Annotated in this window: 23 protein-coding genes, 6 tRNA genes and 1 riboswitch; of the genes, 13 read left to right on the top strand and 16 right to left on the bottom strand. The window is 47.9% G+C overall.

The window, feature by feature from the left end:
• Positions 1-103 precede the first annotated feature (103 nt).
• On the bottom strand, positions 104-787 hold the full coding sequence (locus F0220_RS07175; RefSeq protein ID WP_188310529.1) for an HAD family hydrolase: 684 nt from the start codon (positions 785-787) through the stop codon (positions 104-106).
• A 127-nt stretch (positions 788-914) separates the two neighbouring features.
• Positions 915-1,313 carry an HAD family hydrolase gene (locus F0220_RS07170; protein WP_223199874.1) on the bottom strand — a complete coding sequence of 133 codons (399 nt, stop codon included), beginning with the start codon at positions 1,311-1,313 and terminating at the stop codon, positions 915-917.
• A gap of 115 nt (positions 1,314-1,428) precedes the next feature.
• A riboswitch (cyclic di-AMP (ydaO/yuaA leader) is annotated at positions 1,429-1,604 on the bottom strand.
• Positions 1,605-1,975: 371 nt separating this feature from the next.
• Between F0220_RS07170 and F0220_RS07165 the strand changes: the two genes are divergently transcribed.
• Positions 1,976-2,455, top strand: coding sequence for a glutathione peroxidase (locus F0220_RS07165; RefSeq protein WP_091015296.1), 480 nt, complete (start codon positions 1,976-1,978; stop codon positions 2,453-2,455).
• Positions 2,456-2,603: 148 nt separating this feature from the next.
• Here F0220_RS07165 and F0220_RS07160 read toward each other — a convergent pair.
• Positions 2,604-2,686 (bottom strand) — tRNA-Leu (locus tag F0220_RS07160).
• Between the two features lie 445 nt (positions 2,687-3,131).
• On the opposite strand from F0220_RS07160, the gene F0220_RS07155 reads away from it, so the two are divergent.
• The 3 genes from F0220_RS07155 to F0220_RS07145 all read left to right on the top strand — a co-directional run bounded on the left by F0220_RS07155 (position 3,132) and on the right by F0220_RS07145 (position 4,966).
• Complete coding sequence (locus F0220_RS07155; protein ID WP_188310528.1) at positions 3,132-3,833, top strand: urease accessory protein UreF; 702 nt, start codon at positions 3,132-3,134, stop codon at positions 3,831-3,833.
• Positions 3,834-4,099: 266 nt separating this feature from the next.
• Positions 4,100-4,303, top strand: coding sequence for a hypothetical protein (locus F0220_RS07150; protein ID WP_017690011.1), 204 nt, complete (start codon positions 4,100-4,102; stop codon positions 4,301-4,303).
• Positions 4,304-4,330: 27 nt separating this feature from the next.
• Positions 4,331-4,966: a nitrogen regulation protein NR(II) gene (locus tag F0220_RS07145; RefSeq protein WP_091015300.1), complete on the top strand. Its 636-nt coding sequence runs from the start codon at positions 4,331-4,333 to the stop codon at positions 4,964-4,966.
• Positions 4,967-4,996: 30 nt separating this feature from the next.
• Here F0220_RS07145 and urtE read toward each other — a convergent pair whose 3' ends face one another.
• From urtE to urtA, 5 genes are all read right to left on the bottom strand, one after another.
• Complete coding sequence (gene urtE / locus F0220_RS07140; protein WP_076209466.1) at positions 4,997-5,692, bottom strand: urea ABC transporter ATP-binding subunit UrtE; 696 nt, start codon at positions 5,690-5,692, stop codon at positions 4,997-4,999.
• Complete coding sequence (gene urtD / locus F0220_RS07135) at positions 5,670-6,479, bottom strand: urea ABC transporter ATP-binding protein UrtD (protein WP_149846385.1); 810 nt, start codon at positions 6,477-6,479, stop codon at positions 5,670-5,672. Before urtD ends, urtE begins: the two co-directional genes overlap by 23 nt.
• Entirely contained in the window at positions 6,442-7,533 is a 1,092-nt protein-coding gene (urtC, locus tag F0220_RS07130; protein WP_149846384.1) for an urea ABC transporter permease subunit UrtC, read from the bottom strand. The genes urtD and urtC overlap by 38 nt, the downstream gene beginning before the upstream one ends.
• 21 nt (positions 7,534-7,554) lie before the next feature.
• Positions 7,555-8,460 (bottom strand): urea ABC transporter permease subunit UrtB, encoded by a 906-nt coding sequence (gene urtB / locus F0220_RS07125; RefSeq protein ID WP_036610830.1) that lies wholly within the window; start codon positions 8,458-8,460, stop codon positions 7,555-7,557.
• Positions 8,461-8,641: 181 nt separating this feature from the next.
• Positions 8,642-9,892 carry an urea ABC transporter substrate-binding protein gene (urtA, locus tag F0220_RS07120; protein WP_149846383.1) on the bottom strand — a complete coding sequence of 417 codons (1,251 nt, stop codon included), beginning with the start codon at positions 9,890-9,892 and terminating at the stop codon, positions 8,642-8,644.
• Positions 9,893-10,153: 261 nt separating this feature from the next.
• On the opposite strand from urtA, the gene F0220_RS07115 reads away from it, so the two are divergent.
• Genes F0220_RS07115 through F0220_RS07090 form a run of 6 tightly spaced genes read left to right on the top strand, consistent with a single transcriptional unit; the run spans position 10,154 to position 14,937 of the window.
• Complete coding sequence (locus tag F0220_RS07115) at positions 10,154-10,456, top strand: urease subunit gamma (protein ID WP_076209470.1); 303 nt, start codon at positions 10,154-10,156, stop codon at positions 10,454-10,456.
• 17 nt (positions 10,457-10,473) lie between these two features.
• Positions 10,474-10,863 carry an urease subunit beta gene (locus F0220_RS07110; RefSeq protein WP_149846382.1) on the top strand — a complete coding sequence of 130 codons (390 nt, stop codon included), beginning with the start codon at positions 10,474-10,476 and terminating at the stop codon, positions 10,861-10,863.
• Positions 10,860-12,578 carry an urease subunit alpha gene (gene ureC / locus F0220_RS07105; protein WP_149846381.1) on the top strand — a complete coding sequence of 573 codons (1,719 nt, stop codon included), beginning with the start codon at positions 10,860-10,862 and terminating at the stop codon, positions 12,576-12,578. Before F0220_RS07110 ends, ureC begins: the two co-directional genes overlap by 4 nt.
• 36 nt (positions 12,579-12,614) lie before the next feature.
• The gene (locus tag F0220_RS07100; protein ID WP_149846380.1) at positions 12,615-13,307 is read left to right on the top strand and encodes an urease accessory protein UreF; all 693 of its coding nucleotides are present in this window, start codon (positions 12,615-12,617) and stop codon (positions 13,305-13,307) included.
• 33 nt (positions 13,308-13,340) lie between these two features.
• Complete coding sequence (gene ureG, locus F0220_RS07095) at positions 13,341-14,060, top strand: urease accessory protein UreG (RefSeq protein WP_017690021.1); 720 nt, start codon at positions 13,341-13,343, stop codon at positions 14,058-14,060.
• Between the two features lie 28 nt (positions 14,061-14,088).
• A complete protein-coding gene (locus tag F0220_RS07090; protein ID WP_223199873.1) occupies positions 14,089-14,937 on the top strand; it encodes an urease accessory protein UreD in 849 nt (282 codons plus the stop codon).
• A gap of 112 nt (positions 14,938-15,049) precedes the next feature.
• Here F0220_RS07090 and F0220_RS07085 read toward each other — a convergent pair whose 3' ends face one another.
• The 4 genes from F0220_RS07085 to F0220_RS07070 all read right to left on the bottom strand — a co-directional run bounded on the left by F0220_RS07085 (position 15,050) and on the right by F0220_RS07070 (position 15,998).
• Positions 15,050-15,475, bottom strand: coding sequence for a helix-turn-helix domain-containing protein (locus tag F0220_RS07085; protein WP_036610863.1), 426 nt, complete (start codon positions 15,473-15,475; stop codon positions 15,050-15,052).
• 169 nt (positions 15,476-15,644) lie between these two features.
• Positions 15,645-15,727, bottom strand: a tRNA-Leu gene (locus F0220_RS07080).
• Positions 15,728-15,744: 17 nt separating this feature from the next.
• Positions 15,745-15,820: transfer RNA gene (locus F0220_RS07075), tRNA-Lys, on the bottom strand.
• 106 nt (positions 15,821-15,926) lie between these two features.
• Positions 15,927-15,998, bottom strand: a tRNA-Glu gene (locus F0220_RS07070).
• A gap of 307 nt (positions 15,999-16,305) precedes the next feature.
• Between F0220_RS07070 and F0220_RS07065 the strand changes: the two genes are divergently transcribed.
• Positions 16,306-17,082 carry a DeoR/GlpR family DNA-binding transcription regulator gene (locus F0220_RS07065; RefSeq protein ID WP_149846378.1) on the top strand — a complete coding sequence of 259 codons (777 nt, stop codon included), beginning with the start codon at positions 16,306-16,308 and terminating at the stop codon, positions 17,080-17,082.
• A gap of 4 nt (positions 17,083-17,086) precedes the next feature.
• Complete coding sequence (locus F0220_RS07060) at positions 17,087-17,983, top strand: Cof-type HAD-IIB family hydrolase (protein ID WP_149846377.1); 897 nt, start codon at positions 17,087-17,089, stop codon at positions 17,981-17,983.
• 66 nt (positions 17,984-18,049) lie between these two features.
• Here F0220_RS07060 and F0220_RS07055 read toward each other — a convergent pair whose 3' ends face one another.
• Both F0220_RS07055 and F0220_RS07050 read right to left on the bottom strand, forming a co-directional pair.
• Entirely contained in the window at positions 18,050-18,721 is a 672-nt protein-coding gene (locus F0220_RS07055; protein WP_149846376.1) for an MgtC/SapB family protein, read from the bottom strand.
• A 359-nt stretch (positions 18,722-19,080) separates the two neighbouring features.
• Entirely contained in the window at positions 19,081-19,740 is a 660-nt protein-coding gene (locus tag F0220_RS07050) for a flavin reductase family protein (RefSeq protein WP_149846375.1), read from the bottom strand.
• A gap of 106 nt (positions 19,741-19,846) precedes the next feature.
• Here F0220_RS07050 and F0220_RS07045 point away from each other — a divergent pair, with 106 nt between their 5' ends.
• The gene (locus F0220_RS07045; RefSeq protein WP_149846374.1) at positions 19,847-20,545 is read left to right on the top strand and encodes an ArsR/SmtB family transcription factor; all 699 of its coding nucleotides are present in this window, start codon (positions 19,847-19,849) and stop codon (positions 20,543-20,545) included.
• 221 nt (positions 20,546-20,766) lie between these two features.
• Here F0220_RS07045 and F0220_RS07040 read toward each other — a convergent pair.
• Positions 20,767-20,855: transfer RNA gene (locus F0220_RS07040), tRNA-Ser, on the bottom strand.
• Between the two features lie 6 nt (positions 20,856-20,861).
• Positions 20,862-20,937 (bottom strand) — tRNA-Asn (locus tag F0220_RS07035).
• Between the last annotated feature and the right edge of the window lie 29 nt (positions 20,938-20,966).

Here is a 20,966-nt window from a genome sequence, read left to right as displayed (position 1 = left end):
CTCCGGTATTCTATACCCAAGTTGATCAGCCTTTATTGTTGCAATACAGCAACATGTTTCCTTTTATAATAAAACTCATACTCCAATAAATAACCATCTGAATCTAATCCTGATTTGGCATCAGTAACGGCAGGAGTTGATCCAATGAATCCACAGTCCAATCCGCACGTTTGTCATCCGATAGTTCTGGCTGGAATCTTCCGTAACCCTGCATAATTCGAATCGTACGCATGCCCAGCTTCCGAGCAGGTATAATGTCGTTATCGATCCGATCACCGATCATGACGGCTTCCTCCGGTTCACAACCAGCCTGCTTCAAGGCCACAGCGTATAACTCAGGGTCTGGCTTGGACACTCCTTCTTCAGCCGAACACGCCAGAACATCAACATACTTCCGCAAGCCGTAGCTCTCCAGTCTCTCTTCCGTTCCAGGACTCTGATTGGCAATAATGCCAATGCGATAATACCGTGACAACTGCTGAAGAACGGAATCCGCTGAAGGAAAAGGACGTTCAAGATCTTTTTGAAATTTCAGCTTGTCCTGAATCTGTTTTTGGTGTCCCTCGTCTTCAACGAATGTGCGAATCGCCACTCTCATAGGCCATTGCTCATATTTCTGGTAACAGTTCGCGAACAGTTCGCGTACCGCCTCAATTGTCACCGGATACCCCAAAGTACAAGCTTCACGGACGAACTGTCCGATAATATCATCAACCGGCTCCCATTCATCCACCAGCGTATCTCCAACATCAAAAAACAACCATTTCAATCCACCTACATCCGGCACGCCAATTCCTCCTTGTAAGCATAAAAAAGAAGACTCACCATCCTGCATGAGTCTCCTCAAACTTCCGTTTATCGATACATTCAATTATAACAGGCACCTTACACCTGAGCAATCACAAGCTATGGCATTAACCATTGAGGAGAAAGCCAACTTCCCCATTGAGCGAATATACAATCCGGTCTGCGCCCATGCCCCGATAGATGCCCTTAGGATGACTCTGCTCCGTAATCACGCACAGGGATTTCGAAGTCCATGAACGACAGATCTGTAAATAACGACAGGTCAGATTCAGGCTGTTCTCGAAAATAAACACGTTACCTACGCTGCCATGCGGCAAAAACCATTTTTGAGCTGCAGCTGTATTCATGCGAATGACATGTTCTACTCCGATTCTACGGAGTCTGCGCTCTTCCCCTGCACTGTTGGTTAGAACGGCAAACGGCATTTTTTTGTACATCAGCAATTTAATAAATTTGCGTCCTGCTTCATTTGGAGCAGTCACTAAAATCATCTCAGTATCCATCATTCGTTCCTCCCTTGGCGTGAAAAGACAACAAAAAAGAAGCGTGGGGGACCAAGGCCTCCCGAACGCTTCTTAAATAACCCATGGCGAAAACACCATGAACCAGCGTACGGCTTGTTGCCTCTCCCTTTAACGCTTACGAGGTTAGCTGACGGATTCGGGCGCGAGAGTCGCCCTATTTCCGGCTGTCACCGGAAAATTCACCCCATGAATGCCCACTGTCCTGGACAGCGCATTCCGTTGGTTCCCCCGTTTCCCATTCATCAATGAATGGAAACTCAGCGATTAAAACATCGTTCGTATATCTTAAGGTAAGATCGAGCGATATTATCGTTTGTTTCGTTTTTCAAGTACAATTTAGTTTAAATTGAAATTACGTTATGAATCATACACCCCCGCCATGACGGTGTAAAGTCCTTACAGATCACCAAATCGGCAGATTTTTGCCAATACTCGTTTATAATAACGCTTACAATAAGGTTATACTCTATCCACCTCTTCAAGGCTATCTAATTCTCACTCTGACGAAAATCACTTCGCAATTCATTCACGTATTCTGCACAACTTGCCTGTTTTGATGCTTTTAACACCACATTAGTTTTGCAATATTTAATTGTAGCCAATATAATAGAAGATATAAGAGTAAATAAATGGAGGCGATTTAGATGACAGTCTACGATTACAAAGTGAATACCCTTCGCGGTCAAGAAGTTGAAATGTCCGACTACCGTGACAAAGTGCTCCTGATTGTGAATACGGCAAGCTCATGCGGCCTTACTCCTCAATTCAAAGGTCTGCAAGAACTGCAAGACAAGTTTCAAGATGCTCCATTTGAAGTTCTTGGTTTCCCAAGCAACCAGTTTGCACAGGAAAAAGGATCTTCCGACGATATTGCCGAGTTCTGTCAGATGAATTATGGCGTAAGCTTCCCAATGTTTGAGAAAATTGATGTAAACGGCTCAAGCGCTCACCCTCTTTTCCAACACCTTAGCACAGAAGCTCCTGGCCTGCTCGGTTCCAAAGCAATCAAATGGAACTTCACCAAATTCCTTGTGGATCAGAACGGACAGGTACTGAAACGTTATGCTCCCAAAACAACACCGGACAAGATTGAAGAAGATATCAAGAACTTACTTCAAAAATAATACACAGGCCACCCGTAGCCGTAAGGTAGAGCACCATTGCCCCGGTAATGGATGGCTTTTTTTCTCAACCCAGATGTCATACTGTTCGAAAAAGACAAAAAAAGAAGCTCTCCAATAACGGAAAGCTTCTTCTTCATCGTTCATATGATGCGGTCGAGAGGACTCGAACCTCCACGGGCATACGCCCACTACCCCCTCAAGATAGCGTGTCTGCCATTCCACCACGACCGCATGTCGTAAATAATCGGCAACAGAATTGATTATACCGGGCTCAGAACTAAAAGTAAAGTATTTTTTAATACTACTTTTTCAGCTAGGCATTTTCATCAAAAATCGCATAATCTCGTCATCTTTACCCATGAACTGCATATTATTAGATTTGATCTCCTCTTTTTCGGTAAGAGCCGATCTTGTTGATTCATTTATATATAGTCCTTCCTTCTATAATAGTTCTCCCTGCACTCCACCACATAAATAACACATTAAGTTATATAAAATAACACAAATATTAAATTACAGATTTAATCCATTAAATTTTACGGATACCATTGACAAAAAGCGGACATTTATGGGAAGATAACTATCATATAATTCGGATTTATAAACATAAAGCAAACAAAAAGGATTATAAATGTCACTATAAGTGACATTTAACGAACACAGGAGGCGAATGATTGTGAACCGTGGGAATAAGCTGCTCGATTATGTCAACCTGCTTGATTCCTCTATTCAGGTTGGAGGGTTCACCCATTCCTTCGGCATGGATATCCATATCAGGGAGGGTACCATTCGTAATGCTGAAGATCTCGAATCATTCATGCGTTGTCAGTTGCATCCCAGCATCGTTCGTCTTGAAGGTATGGCCATCAAAGGCATCTATACCGCAGCAGATCACAAAGATACATGGCGGATAGCTCTAATCGACAAGCTCGTCCATGTTCAGCGAACCCCTGGAGATCTCAGAGAACAAGCTGCCGCCATGGGTAAACGATTGATCAGACTTGCACGTGCTCTGCACCCCTGGATTGAATTCAGCCAGCTCGAACAGATCTTTGCCAAATACGATTCGGTTGGCTGCCTCTCCACTGTTCACGCCTGGATTAACCACCACCTCGACATCCCGGTCGAGGAGGCGGTCCTTGGTTACCTGCATTCAGCCATGAATGCCTGCATAACCGAAGCCTCCAAAGTCATTCCCCTGAACAACGATACAACCAAGGATCTGATGGTCAGCCTGGCCACAGATCTGGAGAATGAATGGAAGACCGTCAGCGCCTCGGCTGCGGATGGACTGGCACAGCCAACCTCGATGTCCATGAAATCGTTTTTCCCCAGTTTCCATATGCTTGGAGCTGGACTTCATGCCTACAGGGCCTAATCCTCTTCCTCCTCATACCTGCTCCCCTTCATTCAGACAAACTAAAAAACACGCGGCAACCTCCTTGCCGACGTGTTTTTTGTCATTTTATTTGTTTTATTTACGTATTTACGCCATTTATCATCACAAAATACACTTTTTTCCGTCTTTTTTAATTGTTAGATGACGAATTTACGTATATAATGAAACATACAGCTCGCATTTCTATATATTCTACATGATGAAAGGGCGGCTGAATACTACATTCTAACCAGGGGTGAACCCTTTTGAACAAGAAAAAACCAGTTACTCCGTTCGGATGGGCCATCAAACGACGGCTAACCGAACTTCAAGTGGACCAGAAGACCTTTTGTGAACAGCATGGCATCCCACCCTATCGTTTATCCAATCTTATTCACGGCACACGCAAAGCAACCCGATTCAGGCACCTGGTCGCTGATATTTTGGATATTCCAGATGAACTGAGATAAGATTTCTGCCAAAGGAGGGTCTCATCCATGAGACATGTTACATCCGATCTGGAGAGGCTGTCGTTCCAGTCCATACGTCACCAACTCATCATCGTTGATCACAATTGGATTATCCAAAGTTGTAACCGTGCCTGGCAACAGGGACTTGGTCAATGCTCACCTAACCCGGATATACACAGTAGTTATAGACATTACCTGCATCTGACGGAAGCCTGGGCAAAACGAGGCAAGAACGCTAACATGGCACTTGTCGCACAGAATTTGAAAGAACGCGGAATACCCTTTAATCGAAATCATACATATGACATCTGCGTGTATACTGTATACAACGAAAAGAGGTGGTTTCGTGTAGAACTCACCCCTCTATCTTATGCAAATTCAATTCTGGATACCAATCTCGCTTTGATTGCACACATGGATATTACCGAACAGAGAAAGACAGAACACCAATTGAAGAAGGCATTGTCTGAAGTGCGCACATTGCGCGGACTGCTGCCTATTTGCGCCGTCTGCAAACAAATCAAGGACGAAGAGGAACACTGGAACTCCGTTGAGAGTTATCTGGAGAAGCATACCCACGCCGAATTCACCCATGACATCTGTCCGGAATGCATCCGGCGGTTATATCCCAAATACTCGAATATCCTGGACAAGCGTTCCTGAAACCTTTCTCCACTCGCCGACTAACTACAACTATACGGAGAGATGATGTTCAAACTGCGACATATCCAGTTCTTGCGGTGTCCCGTGCAGGGTTATCGTTCCTTTGTCCATGATATAGATGTAATCTGCGGCACTTCGTACAAAATCGATACTCTGCTCTACCAGCAGAACCGAGAGGTTCCCCTTTGCCTTGAGCTGCAAAATAACCTGCCGAATGTCCTCCACGATAGAAGGCTGGATGCCTTCTGTCGGCTCATCAAGTAGCAACAACCCCGGACGCGAAGCCAATGCCCGGGCGAATGCCAACTGTTGCTGCTGTCCACCACTCAGATCCCCGCCCTGCCGTCCATACATCGTCGCAAGCACTGGAAACATCGCCAGTACATCCTCCGGGAACGTTTTTACTCCCGGCGCACTTGTCTCCAGACCGAGCAATAAGTTTTCTTTCACCGTAAGTTGCGGGAAAATTTCCCGCCCCTGCGGTACATAACCGATCCCTGCCCTTGCCCGCTTGGCTGTGTCCAAAGTGGATAACTCCTGATTTTGCCACTGAATACTGCCCTTGCGTGTTTTGAGCAACCCCATTAATGTTTTCATCAACGTTGTTTTCCCTACACCGTTACGGCCCATCAGACACACCACCTGTCCAGGCTGTACATCCAGGTTCACACCACGAAGCACATTGCTTTCCCCGTAGCCGGATTCAATTCGTTGCAGCGACAGCATGGTCATCCCTCCTTTTGCCCAGATACACTTCTGCCACTTTCGGATCTGCCTGTACCTCCGCCATCGTACCTTCCTTCAGCAGTTTCCCTTCATGCATCACTGTTACCTTGGCCGCGAACTCTCGCACAAACTCCATATCATGCTCCACGACCACAACCGAGCGTTCACGCGCAATCTCTTGCAGAAGTCGCCCGGTCTTGTGCGTTTCTTCATCCGTCATGCCTGCGGCTGGTTCGTCCAGCAACAACACCCGCGGCTCCTGCAGAAGCAACATGCCAATCTCCAGCCACTGCTTCTCCCCATGCGATAATGCTCCTGCACGAGCATCAACGCGATCTTGCAGACTAATCTGGAGGATAACATGCTCCATGGCAGCACTCATTTTCCCATATCGACGAATACCGATGGCTTGCAATGGAGAACGGCGAGTCTCCGCCGCCAGCGTCAGATTCTCCTGCACCGTCAGACCTGCAAAGATCGATGGCGCCTGGAATTTGCGTCCCACACCTTTGCGAACAATCTGGTGCTCCTTCAGTCGTGTTAATTCCGTGCCATCCGCCATCTTCACCGAGCCGGACATAGGTTTTGTTTTGCCACATATCACATCCAGCATCGTTGTTTTCCCTGCACCATTGGGTCCGATTAGAAAATGCAGATCATGTTCATGCAGCTTCAGATTCATGCCTTTGACAGCAACGAACCCACCAAAGGCCACCGTAATATCCTCGGCTACCAACACCGCTGATTCCTCAGTAGACTTTAGTTTTTTCCCGAGTGACTTGGACATGCGCACTCTCTCCTCTCCGCTTCAGCAAGCGAACGACATGACGATACACACCTACAATACCGTTTGGCATGAACAAAACTACCGTTACAAAGAGCCCACCAATGACAAACAGCCACCCTTCGGGATAAGCCTCACTTATGCCTGTTTTGGCTGCATTCAGCACCACCGCTCCGATGACCGCTCCAATAAGCGTACCGCGACCACCCAACGCAACCCACAGGACCATCTCAATGGAGGGCACAATCCCCATCATCGATGGCGAGATAATACCCACCTGAAGAACAAACAACATGCCCGCGATGCCTGCAAGCGCACCGGAAAAAGCAAAAGCCAGCGTTTTATATCCCGCCGGATCATATCCGAGGAATCGCACCCGATTCTCTCCATCACGCGCAGCTTCGAGCACTTGACCGAACCGACTATTCACCATTCGACGACAGAGCATATAAGCGATCACCAGGACAGCAAGCGTTATATAGTAGAGAGCAATCGTCGTTCCAGCGGAATGAAGTGTAAAACCAAAGATCGAATTATATCCGGTAATGCCATTTGTTCCACCCGTCCATTCCTGTTTGCCAACAAAGAGCGTTACTGTAATAAGAACCAAGGCTTGAGTCAGGATGGTAAAATAAACACCGGTGATCCGGTTACGGAACGTAAACCATCCCAGCGCAAAGGCAAGTAATGCCGGAAGGACTATCCCCAATAACAGCGCCACCGGGAAAGAGCGAAACGGTTCCCAGAACCACGGCAGACCACTGAGGCCACTCCATCCCATGAAGTCAGGGAGCGTTGCTCCACTGGCCTGAAGCTTCAGATACATCGCCATCGCGTACCCACCCAGACCGAAGAACACTCCATGCCCAAGACTCAACACACCCCCATATCCCCAGATCAGATCGAGACCAATGGCCAGGATTGCCAGCGCCAAAAACTTGGCTAACAGACTCAGACGAAACTCCGTGGAGATCAGTGGAGCAAGACACATCATGATCAGTACAACCGCCCAGATAATCCTCATTTTCAGACTGCCAGTCTTGAGTAAAGCGGACATGAACTAACCCCCTTTTTCACGTTAATCGAGACTCCGTGTACGCATTGCGACCAAGCCACGTGGTTTCCATTGCAAAAAAGCAACGATACATACAAATACCAGCACCTTGCCAATGGAGGCAGAGGTATAGGTTTCGAACAGCGTGTTAAACATCCCAATTCCCAGTGCACCACACACAGTTCCAACCAATTTCCCTACGCCACCCAGAACAACGACCATGAATGCATCCACAATATAATACGTACCAAGTGAAGGGCCAATCGGACCAATGAGCGTTAATGCACAACCAGCAATTCCGGCAATGCCCGAACCAATCGCAAAGGTCATGCCATCCACCCGCCGGGTCGAAATTCCAAGGCACCCTGCCATACTCCGATTCTGCATTACAGCCCTCATTCGTCTTCCGGATGATGTTCGATAGATATAGAGATACATACACAGCAGCACAACCGCAACTAATGCGATAATGAAAATTCGCTTGTACGGAAATACAATGCCATCCGAGATCGCCAATCCCCCGTTGAGCCAAGCCGGACTGGATACTCCCACATTGGGTGCTCCGAATATCGTACGGGCCAGTTGTTGCAGCATCATGCCTACACCCCATGTCGCAAGCAAACTATCAAGCGGCCTGCCATACAGATGCCGGATCAACACCACTTCAAGCAACCAGCCAATCAGAGCCGCTACAATGAACGCAATCGGCAGAGCCACAACAAAATAGGCACCAAACCACGCTGCTGGAGCATAGGACATGAACAAATTTTGTGTTACATACGTTGCATATGCACCGATCATGATCAGTTCACCGTGAGCCATATTGATGACATTCATCAACCCAAACGTTACCGCCAGACCGAGTGCAATCAACAACAGAATTGAACTAATACTCAGACCATTGAACATCTGCAGGATAAACATATCCATCGCTATCCCCTCCTCCATACGTGAGTCTCGATATTTCACATGACTTCAATTCGCACCAGCCTCACATTTCATATCACAGTAACGCTTTACCGCAATACCGTGAAGGGGTGTGTTGTCACACCCTCGTTTATGTTTCAGCTGCTTTGAAGCGAGTTGCCTGTTTTATTGCGAGGTTTCTATGTTATTTAGCGCTGAGGGAAGCTCCCCATTCATACGTTTTCAGATAAGGGTCCGGCTTGACAGGCTCACCAGAATTCCACAATTCCTTGAACTGCCCATCTTCCTGCACCTCACCGATCCGTACGGTTTTGTAGATATGCTGATTCTCTCCATCCACGGTTACCTTACCTTCCGGGGCATCAAATTCCAGACCCTTGGCAGCTGCCTTCACCTTCTCCACGTCGGTTGATCCTGCTTTTTCCACTGCCGCCTTCCAGAGATAAACCGCCACATATCCCGCTTCAATCGGATCAGCTGTCACTCGATCAGCACCGTATTTTTCTTTATACTTGGCAACAAATGTAGCATTTTCAGGTGTATCGGTTGTCTGATAATAATTCCACGAAGCCAGATGTCCCTTCAGTACATCCGCGCCAATACCACGGATTTCTTCCTCCGCCACACTTACCGAGAGGGTTGTCATCTGATCCGAAGAGATTCCCGCATCCTTCAATTGTTTGAAGAAAGCTACATTACTGTCTCCGTTCAGCGTATTGTATACAATATCCGGCTTCGCAGCCTTGATTTTGCTAATGATGGTACTGTAATCGGTATGTCCCAGCGGTGTGTATTCTTCACCCACAACTTCGCCGCCTTCTGCTGCGAGTTGTGCCTTAATGACCTGATTGGCCGTTTTTGGGAATACATAATCGGAACCGAGCAGATAAAACGTCTTGCCCCTGTTTTCCAGTAACCAGGTTACGGATGGAACGATCTGTTGATTGGTTGTTGCTCCTGTATAAAAAATATTTGGCGACGATTCCAATCCCTCATATTGCACCGGGTAAAACAATAGACCTTTATTCTGTTCAAACACCGGGAGCATAGCCTTCCGACTGGCAGAGGTCCATCCACCAAATACAGCAGCGACCTTATCCTGTTGCAGTAACTTTCCAGCCTTCTCCGCAAAAGTAGGCCAATCCGAAGCGCCATCCTCAACTACAGGCTCGATCTGTTTACCCAAAACCCCGCCCGCGGCGTTGATCTCTTCGATTGCAAGCATCTCCGCATCTTTAACAGATACCTCACTGATCGCCATTGTTCCGCTGAGAGAGTGAAGAATGCCAACTTTAATCGTATCACCAGATGCAGCCGGCTCTCCTGTACCACCTGAACCCGAAGCTTCAGGCGGCGCAGTGCCCTCCACACATCCTGTCATCACAATGACCGCACCCAGCAAAATACTCCATAACTTGACCGACCTCTTCTTCAATAGCCTACACTCCCTTTTTTTAGTCTATTGACGAACATTAAGGTCATTTGAGTCCGAAATGTTCGTTGATCCAAATTATGGAGGGTTCCTCTCTTCATGTCAATATAGCTTACATAATTTTATTTCATGCCTACTCGTTTCATGCATACTGCTAATATGTCTCGAAGCTTATTGACAAAGGATTCACCCTGTGTGAGTATATTTAACATACAATATGATCCATGAACATATCAGACATTATAAGCGAAAGGTCGGATTACCTTGCACTGGACTGAGCAGGAAAAGGAAAAACTCCTGATTACCGTGGCCGCTAACCTCGCCCGTGAACGAAGAGCACGCGGACTCAAGTTGAATGTTCCCGAAGCCATCGCCTTGTTGACCTCCGAACTGATGGAACGAGCACGGGATGGAATGAGTGTTGCCGAATTAATGAGATACGGAGGCACCATCCTGACACGCGAAGACTGTATGGATGGTGTTCCCGATATGATTCCTGAAGTACAGGTAGAAGCCACATTTCCTGACGGTACAAAACTGGTTACCGTACATGAACCTATACGCTGAGAAAGGCAGGAGAAACCATGATTCCTGGTGAATACCGTTTGAAGCCAGATGACGACATCATCTGTCATCCGGATCGTTTAACCATACGCCTCCTTGTCCTTAACCGCGGCGACCGCCCCGTCCAAGTCGGCTCTCACGTTCACTTCTATGAAGTTAATGCAGCACTGGACTTTGATCGCACGTCAGCTTTTGGACATCGCCTACACATTCCGGCAGGCACCGCAGTTCGCTTCGAACCCGGTGAAGAGAAACCTGTTGAACTCACGACCTTTGGCGGCAAACGCCAGATTCACGGGTTCAACGGATTAACCGAAGGCTCTGCGGATCAAGCCCCCGATCCAGTGAAACTGGAGGCATTCCTGAAGACGTTCTCCCCTCCCATACAAGATGGAGGTGAACCTTCATGAAACGAATGAGCCGTGAACAATACGCGTCCATGTTTGGACCAACAACCGGCGATGCCGTAAGACTTGCGGATACCGAACTATGGGCAGAGATTGAACATGATTATGCCGTATATGGAGATGAGAGCAAGTTTGGGGGCGGCAAGGTTATCCGCGACGGGATGGGCCAGTCTACTACAGCTCTGCGTAGCGACGGCACCCCTGATACTGTCATCACTAACGCTATCATTATCGATCATTGGGGCATTGTAAAAGCGGATATCGGCATTCGAGATGGTCACATCTGCGCCATTGGCAAATCCGGTAACCCGGATACAATGGATGGTGTTCATCCCGCACTGGTCATCGGTGCTTCCACCGAAATCATCGCCGGTGAAGGCATGATTGTAACCGCTGGCGGCATTGATACCCATATTCATTTCATCTGTCCACAGCAGATTCAGACTGCATTATCCTCCGGGGTCACGACCATGATTGGCGGCGGAACAGGACCAGCAACAGGAACCAAAGCCACCACCTGCACACCAGGGGCCTGGCACATTCACCGGATGCTGGAGTCCGCAGAAGCTTTTCCCATGAACATCGGTTACCTCGGCAAAGGCAACAGCTCCAGCACCGCACCTTTAATCGAACAGATTGAAGCGGGTGTCATCGGTCTGAAGCTGCATGAGGATTGGGGAACTACCCCGAGCGCTATCGATGCCTGCCTGACTGCCGCGGGTGAACATGATGTTCAAGTCGCTATCCATACCGATACCCTGAACGAAACCGGATTTCTCGAAAATACCCTGGCCGCAATCAACGGCCGGACGATCCACACGTACCATACGGAAGGCGCTGGTGGCGGACACGCACCGGATATTATTCGGGCCGCTGGGGAGTCCTACGTTATCCCCTCATCAACCAACCCAACACGACCGTACACACGCAACACTGTAGAAGAGCATCTCGATATGTTGATGGTGTGTCATCACCTGGACCCTTCCATCCCGGAAGATGTGGCTTTCGCTGATTCGCGGATTCGTCCCGAAACAATCGCAGCCGAAGACATTTTGCATGATCTTGGCGTGTTCAGCATCATCAGTTCCGATTCACAGGCCATGGGCCGAGTGGGTGAAGTCATTATCCGCACTTGGCAGACAGCCGACAAAATGAAAAAACAGCGCGGCAAACTTGAACTCAACCTGGATTCCCCCTCCGATAACGATCGGATCAAGCGATATGTCGCCAAGTACACCATCAATCCAGCTATCGCACACGGAATCGGACACCTCGTCGGTTCGGTGGAAGTTGGAAAGCTGGCAGATCTAATCATCTGGAAACCAGCTTACTTCGGAGTTAAACCCGAGATTGTCATCAAGGGTGGCATGATTACATTTGCCCAGATGGGTGATCCTAATGCGTCCATCCCGACACCTCAGCCCGTATTTGGCAGACCCATGTTCGGAGCTTATGGTAGCGCCATTGCCAGCGGATCGATCACCTTTGTCTCCCAAGCCGCAGCAGATGCGGGGATCAAAGAGTCATTGGGCCTGAAAAAGCGGGTTGAACCCGTCAAAGGCTGCCGCTCGGTCAGCAAAAAAGACATGATTCACAACGACGTCACCCCTGTCATTGAAGTCGATCCCGAGACCTATGAGGTACGCGCCGACGGCGAGCTTCTCACCTGTGAACCCGCAGACGAGTTGCCTATGGCACAGCGGTACTTTATGTTTTGATAGGAATACGGAATAGCTGATAAGGGGGCACTCATAATGAAGAGTGGCACAAAGCTACTCCGTTATGTTCAGCTGCTGGATTCAGCCCTGCCCATCGGTGGTTTCTCCCATTCCTTCGGTCTGGAAGCTTACACGCATGATGGCACCGTGCAAAATACCGCGCAGCTTGAACAGTTTATTCGTAGCCAGCTTCATTCCAGTCTTGTACGACTAGATGGTCTTGCCATCAAAGGCGTCTATCTGGCGATAAAACAGCAAGATGCCGCTCTACTTGCCCTGTATGATAAACGTGTCCACGCCCAGCGCTCCCCTCGGGAACTCAGGGAAAGCGGCCACAAAATGGGAAAGCGACTGCTCAAGCTGGCCCGCTCACTCTATCCATGGATGGACTTTTCCCTGATTGATGAGGCCATCCGGGAATACGGCGCGTATTGCGGCATCACGACCATTCACGGTTATATCAACTATCAATTGGAGATTGAATTGGATGAAGCCGTTACCGGGCATCTGTATACCTCGGTGAACGCTTATGTGAACAGCGCACTTCGCCTGCTGCCCATCGGACAAACCGAAGCACAGATGTTGATTCAGAAACTGCTTGATGATATCGAAGCGGAATGGGCTCTCATGCGGGACAATGACCCGGAAGATATGCACAGCTTCGGAATCGCCCAGGAAATCTACGCCATGCGGCATGAGACCTTACCCGCGCGGCTGTTTATGTCTTAACATCAACTTTTATATAACCAAGGAGGAATTGTTATGTGTGGAGGAGCTAATCATACGCATCATCCGGAGTGGGAACGTAAGGCATTTGATCGGAGTCGTCCGATGAGAATTGGAATTGGCGGACCGGTAGGTTCAGGTAAAACAGCCCTTGTGGAGAAGCTTTCCAAGGCACTGCGTACACGTTATAGCCTTGCTGTCATCACCAATGACATTTATACCAAGGAAGATGCCGAGATTTTGCTGCGTCAGAATGCATTGGCACCAGAGCGTATTATCGGCGTAGAGACAGGCGGATGCCCGCATACCGCTATTCGTGAGGACGCCTCCATGAATTTTGAAGCGGTTGATGAGTTAATTGAACGTTTCCCGGATCTGCAACTGATCTTCATCGAGAGCGGCGGCGACAATCTCTCTGCTGCATTCAGTCCGGAACTGGCCGATGTGTTCATCTACATTATCGACGTTGCCCAAGGGGAGAAACTTCCTCGCAAAGGCGGTCCCGGCATCACACGTTCAGATCTGCTGTTAATCAACAAAACCGACCTCGCTCCTTACGTTGGAGCAAGCCTGGAAGTTATGAAAAATGATACCGAGCGGGTACGCGAAGGCCGTCCTTATGTCATGTCCAATCTAATGAGCGGTGAAGGTGTATCCGAGATTGTCCACTGGCTTGAACATCAGTATATGGATGACGATGCTTCCGCTGCACATCTGCATTCACACAGCCATGAACATGGCACTCACTCGCATTAATTCATCTTCTGTCCCCAAGGGGACAGAGATGAATCGGAATGAAAGTGCAGGTGCGCCCGTCACACGCCGCAGCGAGCTTCGGGCCACCTTTGCCTTTCAAGGTGACCGGACGGTCATGACTGATCGTTATTACAGCGCACCGCTCCGGTTTAGCCGATCCTTTCGACCTGCCGGAGGCGGAAGCGAATTATGTGTGTACACGTCAGACGTCTCTCCCGGAGTCCTTAACGGGGATCATTATCATTCCGAGTGGGAATTAGGTGAAGGCACGCATGTCATGCTGAGCAGTACATCAGCGACCAGGCTTCATCCTACACCTTCCCTTCCCTCATCCGTTAATCATCACTTTCTGTTGGGAAAAGGAGCCACGCTGGAATACTTCCCGGAATGCGTCATTCCCTTCAAGGGAAGTTCTTCTTCACTCGCTGTAACCTTTGAGCTGGAAGAACAGGCCATTCTTGCCTATGCAGATATCTGGTCTGCCGGACGGATTCATCGGGGAGAAGCGTTCCAGTTCGAACGCTACCGCAGCTTGACGGAGATATGGCAAGGAGAGCAACTGGCTGTCTGGGATCGATTCGGACTCGAACCGGATACCGATGACCCCAAACAATCAGCGTCTCTCCTTCACTACACACATACTGCTGCGTTATGGATGATCGCCCCAGGGCTCGGTACTGCGGAGTTGGAGCGAGTCCGATCCGTGCTGCCACCCGATGGACGAATGCTCGCAGGTGCAAGTTTGCTGGCAACCGGAGGCATCGGCGTTCGACTCCTTGGCATGGCAGCTTGGGAGCTTCAGGAGCAGTGTCTTCATATCTGGAACACACTCCGCCCCCATCTGCTGGGCAAAGAAACTCTTGTCTTTCGCAAATAAGGGCATGAAGCATGCATCGTTAATACAAAAAAACCTCTGAACTGTCTCCGAGTGTGTTCGGATTAGTCCAGAGGTTTTTGTACATTCAGTCTATGGATGCTGCTCATATCACTTACGCTTCGTTTTCCTCAGAATCGTTCTCTGATTTGTTCTCAGGTTTGTAGCGATAGTCGCCTGCATCCTTACTTTCCTTCGATTTGCGGTAACGGGTGAACTCAATATATTCGCTGATAAAAGACTGTTCCACAGTCGATAATTCACTTTCTTGGCAATTCAATTGCCGCAAAACGTCAAAAAAATAATCCTCCCGTTTTTCCCGAACCATCGCTTCCTTCGATGGACGTCCAATCATGAGCCAGTCGAGGCTCACATCAAAAAACGAAGCAATCTCAATTAGTTTATTCGTACTCGGAATAGACTTGCCACGTTTCCAATCACCCAGATTGCCTGTGCTAATCTTCAGCTGTTGGCAGAAAGCCTTCTTGGTCATTCCTCGTTCGGCAATCAGGTGTTCAATTCGCTCATAGATCGACTGCATACAAGAACCGCCTTCCAACCGTAATAATCAACTCATCTGCTTGAATTATACCACATTATTCCTGAATGCTCAGCCTTTATATGCCCGGAACAGGATGAGGTATATCGTATAACACAAAGATAGACTCCCATGAATGATCATAGAAGTCTATCTTATATTGTTGCTGTGATGCGGTCGAGAGGACTCGAACCTCCACGGGTATACACCCACTACCCCCTCAAGATAGCGTGTCTGCCATTCCACCACGACCGCATATTCAATTGTAAAAATGGTGAGCCATGAAGGGCTCGAACCTTCGACACCCTGATTAAAAGTCAGGTGCTCTACCAACTGAGCTAATGGCTCTTGCTGTAAACTTCACCGGATGTGCCATGCTTCATTCTTGTCTATAAGAGCAATGACTTTGAGGATTACTCATCGAAAATGTAGATCTCATGAGGTGGTGAAGATATGACCCGTAGGGGATTCGAACCCCTGTTACCTCCGTGAAAGGGAGGTGTCTTAACCCCTTGACCAACGGGCCTTAATAACAAGTTGTCTTTCTTGGCGACAAGAATGAGTATACCACAGGGCAATTTGAACTTGCAATACTTTTTTTAAAATTTATTTTTCAAGCCTTTTTGTCCATTGTATACTGCTCTTTAGAGCCCCTTTATTAGCCACCTCCCCATTCATGCCAGTGTCATCCCCGTACAGGAACAATGTAAACCATCCATCAAAACACTTACAAAAACTTACGTTCACTTATAACATTGCAAATCACATTAAGAAAACTTATAATTAAAGTATCAGTATAAGTACGGTCATCCATACCCTTGGAGGTGACATGTTTGTTTCAAGAAGAACGAATGCAGCTCATTGTTGAACATCTTCACAAACACAATCGCATCTCAGCTGATGATATTGTCACTTTGTTTGATGTATCACGAGATACTGCTCGCAGGGATCTGATCAAGCTTGAGGAACAGGATGCCATTATCCGAACACGTGGCGGTGCAATTCTCCCCCCTCCTCCGCAAAAGTTCAGATCCTACAAAGACCGTTTACTCGATGTATCTGAGGAAAAAAGAGCCATTGGCAAACTCGCGGCCGCTATTGTAAGACAAGGCGAGATCATTATTCTGGATTCTTCCACGACCGTGCAGGCCTGTGCCGAGAACTTAGACGGCAAATCCTGTACCGTCATTACCAATTCGATTCATTCCGCTGATCTTCTCTCCAATCACACGGCTGTCCAGATTCGTTTGCTCGGTGGCAAAGTGGATAAGGAACAACGCTATGTCTATGGTACCTCTGTGATCGAGACACTCTCCCACTATTATGTAGATAAAGCCTTTATCGGAATTGGCGGTATCACCATGGACGGCTTCAGTGCTTCCGAAGAGGAAGGTAAAATTAAACACCAAATGATGAAAGCTGCCAAGAAAGTCATTGTTCTTGCAGATCAATCCAAATTTGATAGACGTTATGGTTATCGTTTTGCCGACTGGTCATTGGTGGATGTATTGATTACGGACCAATGGCCAACCAAAGAATGGCTTGTTTTTCTAGCCGAACAACAGGTTGAGATTCTCATTCCTGAACCTACAGATGATAAGGAGTTGTAAATATATGAAATTATTTGCCACAGATTTAGATGGAACTTTGTTGAACATAGATAGCCAGATTAGCCCGGAGAATGCCGCAGCTATCCATAAGGCCCAGCAATCCGGTATGAAAGTTACCATTGCAACAGGACGCGTCTATTCCGATGTTGTGACAATCAGCCGCGAAGGCGGAATCAAAACCCCGATTATCGGCTCCAACGGAGCGACAATTCATGATGCAGACGGTGAACGTTTATTCCATCTTCCGCTCGAGCGTGACACAGCAGCTTCCGTCATGCAGTGGCTGGAAGATCATGATGTCTATTATGAGGCTTCAACGCAACAAGGCATCTATGCCCCGCGTAGCAGTCATGAGACCTTGCTCGCCGAGATGGAACGTGTTCTTGGTTCAAACCCTGGTGAGGACATTGCACGCATGATTCGCTCCATCAAGAAACACTATGACAAAAAAGACTACCACCGCGTAAACAGTCACCTCGAAATTCCGGCAGAAGCCTACATCTATAATATTATGGCCTTCTCCATGAATCCGGACAAAGTAAAGACAGGACGAGAACACTTCGCTTCCCGTTCCGATGTCGCTATGGTTGTATCCTTTGAGCACAACTTCGAAATGCAGCACCCGGACGTATCCAAAGGTAATGCCCTCACCAAACTGGCGGCTCACCTGAACATCTCCATGGAAGATACAGTAGCGATCGGTGATAACTTCAACGATGTCTCCATGTTAAAAATGGCAGGACTCGGCATCGCCATGGGTAATGGCGAACCCGAAATCCAGGCATTAGCCAAAGCCATAACGCTGACCAATGTGGAGCACGGTGTTGCCCATGCCATCGAGTGCCTGCTTGAAGGTAGACCGGTATCCCGTCCGGAAACGATTGTTGGAGAAGGGCAGTAATCCCGCACCGGAATTAAATACTGAAGCTGCATGGTCGCCTGTTGATCCATGCAGCTTCTCTTCGTTTCATTTCAACTCCGCAGATCGAACGTGAGGCACGTCCTGTAACAAAATAATCAGTTGCTCGCCCCGGTATGAACCCGGTAGTTGCAACGTGAACTCAAGCCCAGTCTCTTCCACGGAGTCTGCGCTTGTTTGCTGTTCAGTCTTAAATCCGATGACCGAGATCTTCTCCTGTCCCAGCAGTGCCAAAACAGTCTTCAGGGCCTCTCCCTCATTTTGCAGATGGATGGTTAAAGTCTCTGTTCGGGCGGATACCAGCCAGCGTGTGGGTCTATGCAGTAACATCTGTGCCACGACAATAAGCAGTGTCACGCCTGCACCCGTCCAATACAGACCTGAACCCACAGCAAGTCCCATGCCTGCCGTAGCCCATATCCCAGCCGCTGTGGTCAATCCCCTGACCGTATGCCGTTGTGTGAAGATCATCCCTGCTCCAATGAACCCCACTCCACTAACAACTTGTGCAGCAATCCTTGAAGGGTCAAGAGACAGATTGGCCCAGCCAGCCTGATCTTGAAATCCATACTTCGACACAATCATCATCAGGGCTGCACCGACAGCAACCACAAAATGAGTACGAATTCCTGCCTCTTTCATTCGATTCTTGCGCTCATATCCGATCAGCACACCACATATTCCAGCTATGAGTACACGCATCAAATATTCCACTTCCATGCACATCACCTCTTTCATTATGTATATGCTTACATTAGTCTATCTTTACTATTACCCAATCTTTCCCTGACTACATAAGTTGAACTAAAGATTATTTACACTAGCACTACGATGACAGAACAACCTTCCAATCGCTGTTATCCCCAGATTTTTTCCATTCCTTTTCCTAGAGGGGAAAATCCGGGGATAGCGTATGCTTCCGATGTAGCTTTCTTCCAGAAAGCTTTTAGGCGAGTGTATGCTTTCGAAGTAGCTTTCTTACAGAAAGCTTTTAGCTTCGCTTTTTCAGGTTTTTTCTGCCTCTCCGTTATCGTGTAAATGATTAATTCAACTTATATAATAAAAAGCCTCAACTCACGTTAATTCTCTGCCCGGAAATTTCCCCCTTGTCTCTTGCCCAATCCGAAATAATGTCTGAAATTATATATCAGCGGATGCCATTCCTCTGGATTAATCTTGTTCGGTCCAGAGATTAGCCTTGTGTGCGCATGCACCTTCAACGCTTTCACTTCGACAATCGCCATGAACGGTGTATGTTCGGGAATACGTATGTGTTGTACAGCCGCTTCAATCTGGAGTGGACATTCAACTATTTTATCTGGAACCACCTGAACCGAGCATTCGGATGTCAGTCCAGCTACAGTGAATTTATCATGACAGTATTCATAGCCCATCTGCCTTTTCTCCTCAGGAACCGGGTTAACTCCCGTATAACGACCCAATACCTCAACCTTTCTCCACATGGTCGCATCTGGTAAATTAATCACACACTCCGGATGTCGACTCAGATTCTCATAGGCTTTGCCCTGTGTACCTAGGCCGAGAACGAGACAGTCCCCCAGCGCCCAAGATGAGGACAGTGGAGACAAGTTGGTTGACCCATCCTCATTTAATGTACTTAGCAGCAATACAGGCGTACCATAATATAAAATACTGGGATTAATCGTTTCATGTCGTACCACTGCGGAAATTTTGTTCAACTGCTCAGTAGCAGCGTCCGTTTTCATTATCTTGTTCATCTTGTACCTCTCCTGTTCCAATCCATTCGTTTATAAGCTCCATCTGACCCGTATGGGACGATACAACAGAATTGTAATACAGTAATAGTTCAGATATGATCGAAGTATGAATGTATATCCGAATATTACTGTTATTGCGTCGTTAATCGCTGATCCAAGTCGCTCCATTTTTCTGTCATCCTTACTGGATGGTCGGGCTTTGCCCGCAGGAGAGCTTGCTCATATGGCAGGCGTCACGCCCCAGACGGCAAGCAGTCATCTCGCCAAACTCGTAGAAGGAGGATTATTGGAAGTTGAACAGCAAGGCCGTCACCGATACTACCGTCTTGCAAACAAGGAAATTGCTAATCTGATTGAAACGATGGCCAGTATTGCCCCGCCTGTACAGATCCGTTCTCTCAAACAATCCAATCAGCTTCAACAACTGAGTCATGCACGGACCTGTTATGGTCATCTGGCCGGGAAATTGGGAATCTCGCTCTGTGAAGCCTTAATACAGAAGGGGTATCTTTCAGAGCCCGAAGAGGCACACAGCAAGGATTATCAAGTTACAGAGAAAGGAATACAGTGGTTCACTACGTTTGGAATTAAACTTCAGATGAAGCCAGGATCACGCCGTGCCATCGCTCGCAAATGTCTGGATTGGAGCGAACGCCGTCATCATCTCTCAGGCATGCTTGGGGAACAACTCAGACATCGATTATCGGAACTGGACTGGATTCGTCAAAAAACAGGAAGTCGCTCTGTCGAAGTAACGGAAGCAGGCAAGAAAGGTTTATACGAGGTGTTGAACATTTCACTTTAAGCAGAAGCGTACACGAGGGATAACCAAAGATCAGTAAACGCAAAAAATCCCCTTCACACTGACCGTTAACCGATCTAATGTGAAGAGGATTTTTTGTCAATCGGAACGGAGAGAGAGGGTTACTCTCACTTCGTTCGAGACTGCGGAGTATTGCTAACGAAGCTTATGCTCCGACGAACCTTTAGGGTTCTCATCCCTTTGGAGAGAAGTTTAATTCAGAACGGAGAGAGAGGGATTCGAACCCTCGCACCGCTTACGCAGTCTAACCCCTTAGCAGAGGGTCCCCTTATAGCCACTTGGGTATCTCTCCAAGAAATGGCTCCCCGAACAGGGCTCGAACCTGTGACAACTCGATTAACAGTCGAGTGCTCTACCAACTGAGCTATCAGGGAAAATTAACTTGAATAAGATTAATCTATCA

It is taken from the genome of Paenibacillus sp. 37 (assembly GCF_008386395.1).
Lineage (GTDB): Bacteria > Bacillota > Bacilli > Paenibacillales > Paenibacillaceae > Paenibacillus > Paenibacillus amylolyticus_B.
Note: the sequence above shows the minus strand (reverse complement) of the source record. Positions and strands in the feature narration are given on the sequence as shown.

Coding starts and splice junctions, on each gene's coding strand:
- F0220_RS07050 (WP_149846375.1), bottom strand. CDS start 19,740: ATGAACAAGATAATGAAAACGGACGCTGCTACTGAGCAGTTGAACAAA.
- F0220_RS07045 (WP_149846374.1), top strand. CDS start 19,847: ATGAATGTATATCCGAATATTACTGTTATTGCGTCGTTAATCGCTGAT.
- F0220_RS07110 (WP_149846382.1), top strand. CDS start 10,474: ATGATTCCTGGTGAATACCGTTTGAAGCCAGATGACGACATCATCTGT.
- F0220_RS07145 (WP_091015300.1), top strand. CDS start 4,331: ATGAGACATGTTACATCCGATCTGGAGAGGCTGTCGTTCCAGTCCATA.
- urtD (WP_149846385.1), bottom strand. CDS start 6,479: ATGTCCAAGTCACTCGGGAAAAAACTAAAGTCTACTGAGGAATCAGCG.
- F0220_RS07100 (WP_149846380.1), top strand. CDS start 12,615: ATGAAGAGTGGCACAAAGCTACTCCGTTATGTTCAGCTGCTGGATTCA.
- F0220_RS07165 (WP_091015296.1), top strand. CDS start 1,976: ATGACAGTCTACGATTACAAAGTGAATACCCTTCGCGGTCAAGAAGTT.
- urtC (WP_149846384.1), bottom strand. CDS start 7,533: ATGTCCGCTTTACTCAAGACTGGCAGTCTGAAAATGAGGATTATCTGG.
- ureC (WP_149846381.1), top strand. CDS start 10,860: ATGAAACGAATGAGCCGTGAACAATACGCGTCCATGTTTGGACCAACA.
- F0220_RS07085 (WP_036610863.1), bottom strand. CDS start 15,475: ATGCAGTCGATCTATGAGCGAATTGAACACCTGATTGCCGAACGAGGA.
- urtB (WP_036610830.1), bottom strand. CDS start 8,460: ATGGATATGTTTATCCTGCAGATGTTCAATGGTCTGAGTATTAGTTCA.
- F0220_RS07090 (WP_223199873.1), top strand. CDS start 14,089: ATGAATCGGAATGAAAGTGCAGGTGCGCCCGTCACACGCCGCAGCGAG.
- F0220_RS07055 (WP_149846376.1), bottom strand. CDS start 18,721: ATGGAAGTGGAATATTTGATGCGTGTACTCATAGCTGGAATATGTGGT.
- ureG (WP_017690021.1), top strand. CDS start 13,341: ATGTGTGGAGGAGCTAATCATACGCATCATCCGGAGTGGGAACGTAAG.
- F0220_RS07170 (WP_223199874.1), bottom strand. CDS start 1,313: ATGATGGATACTGAGATGATTTTAGTGACTGCTCCAAATGAAGCAGGA.
- F0220_RS07060 (WP_149846377.1), top strand. CDS start 17,087: ATGAAATTATTTGCCACAGATTTAGATGGAACTTTGTTGAACATAGAT.
- urtE (WP_076209466.1), bottom strand. CDS start 5,692: ATGCTGTCGCTGCAACGAATTGAATCCGGCTACGGGGAAAGCAATGTG.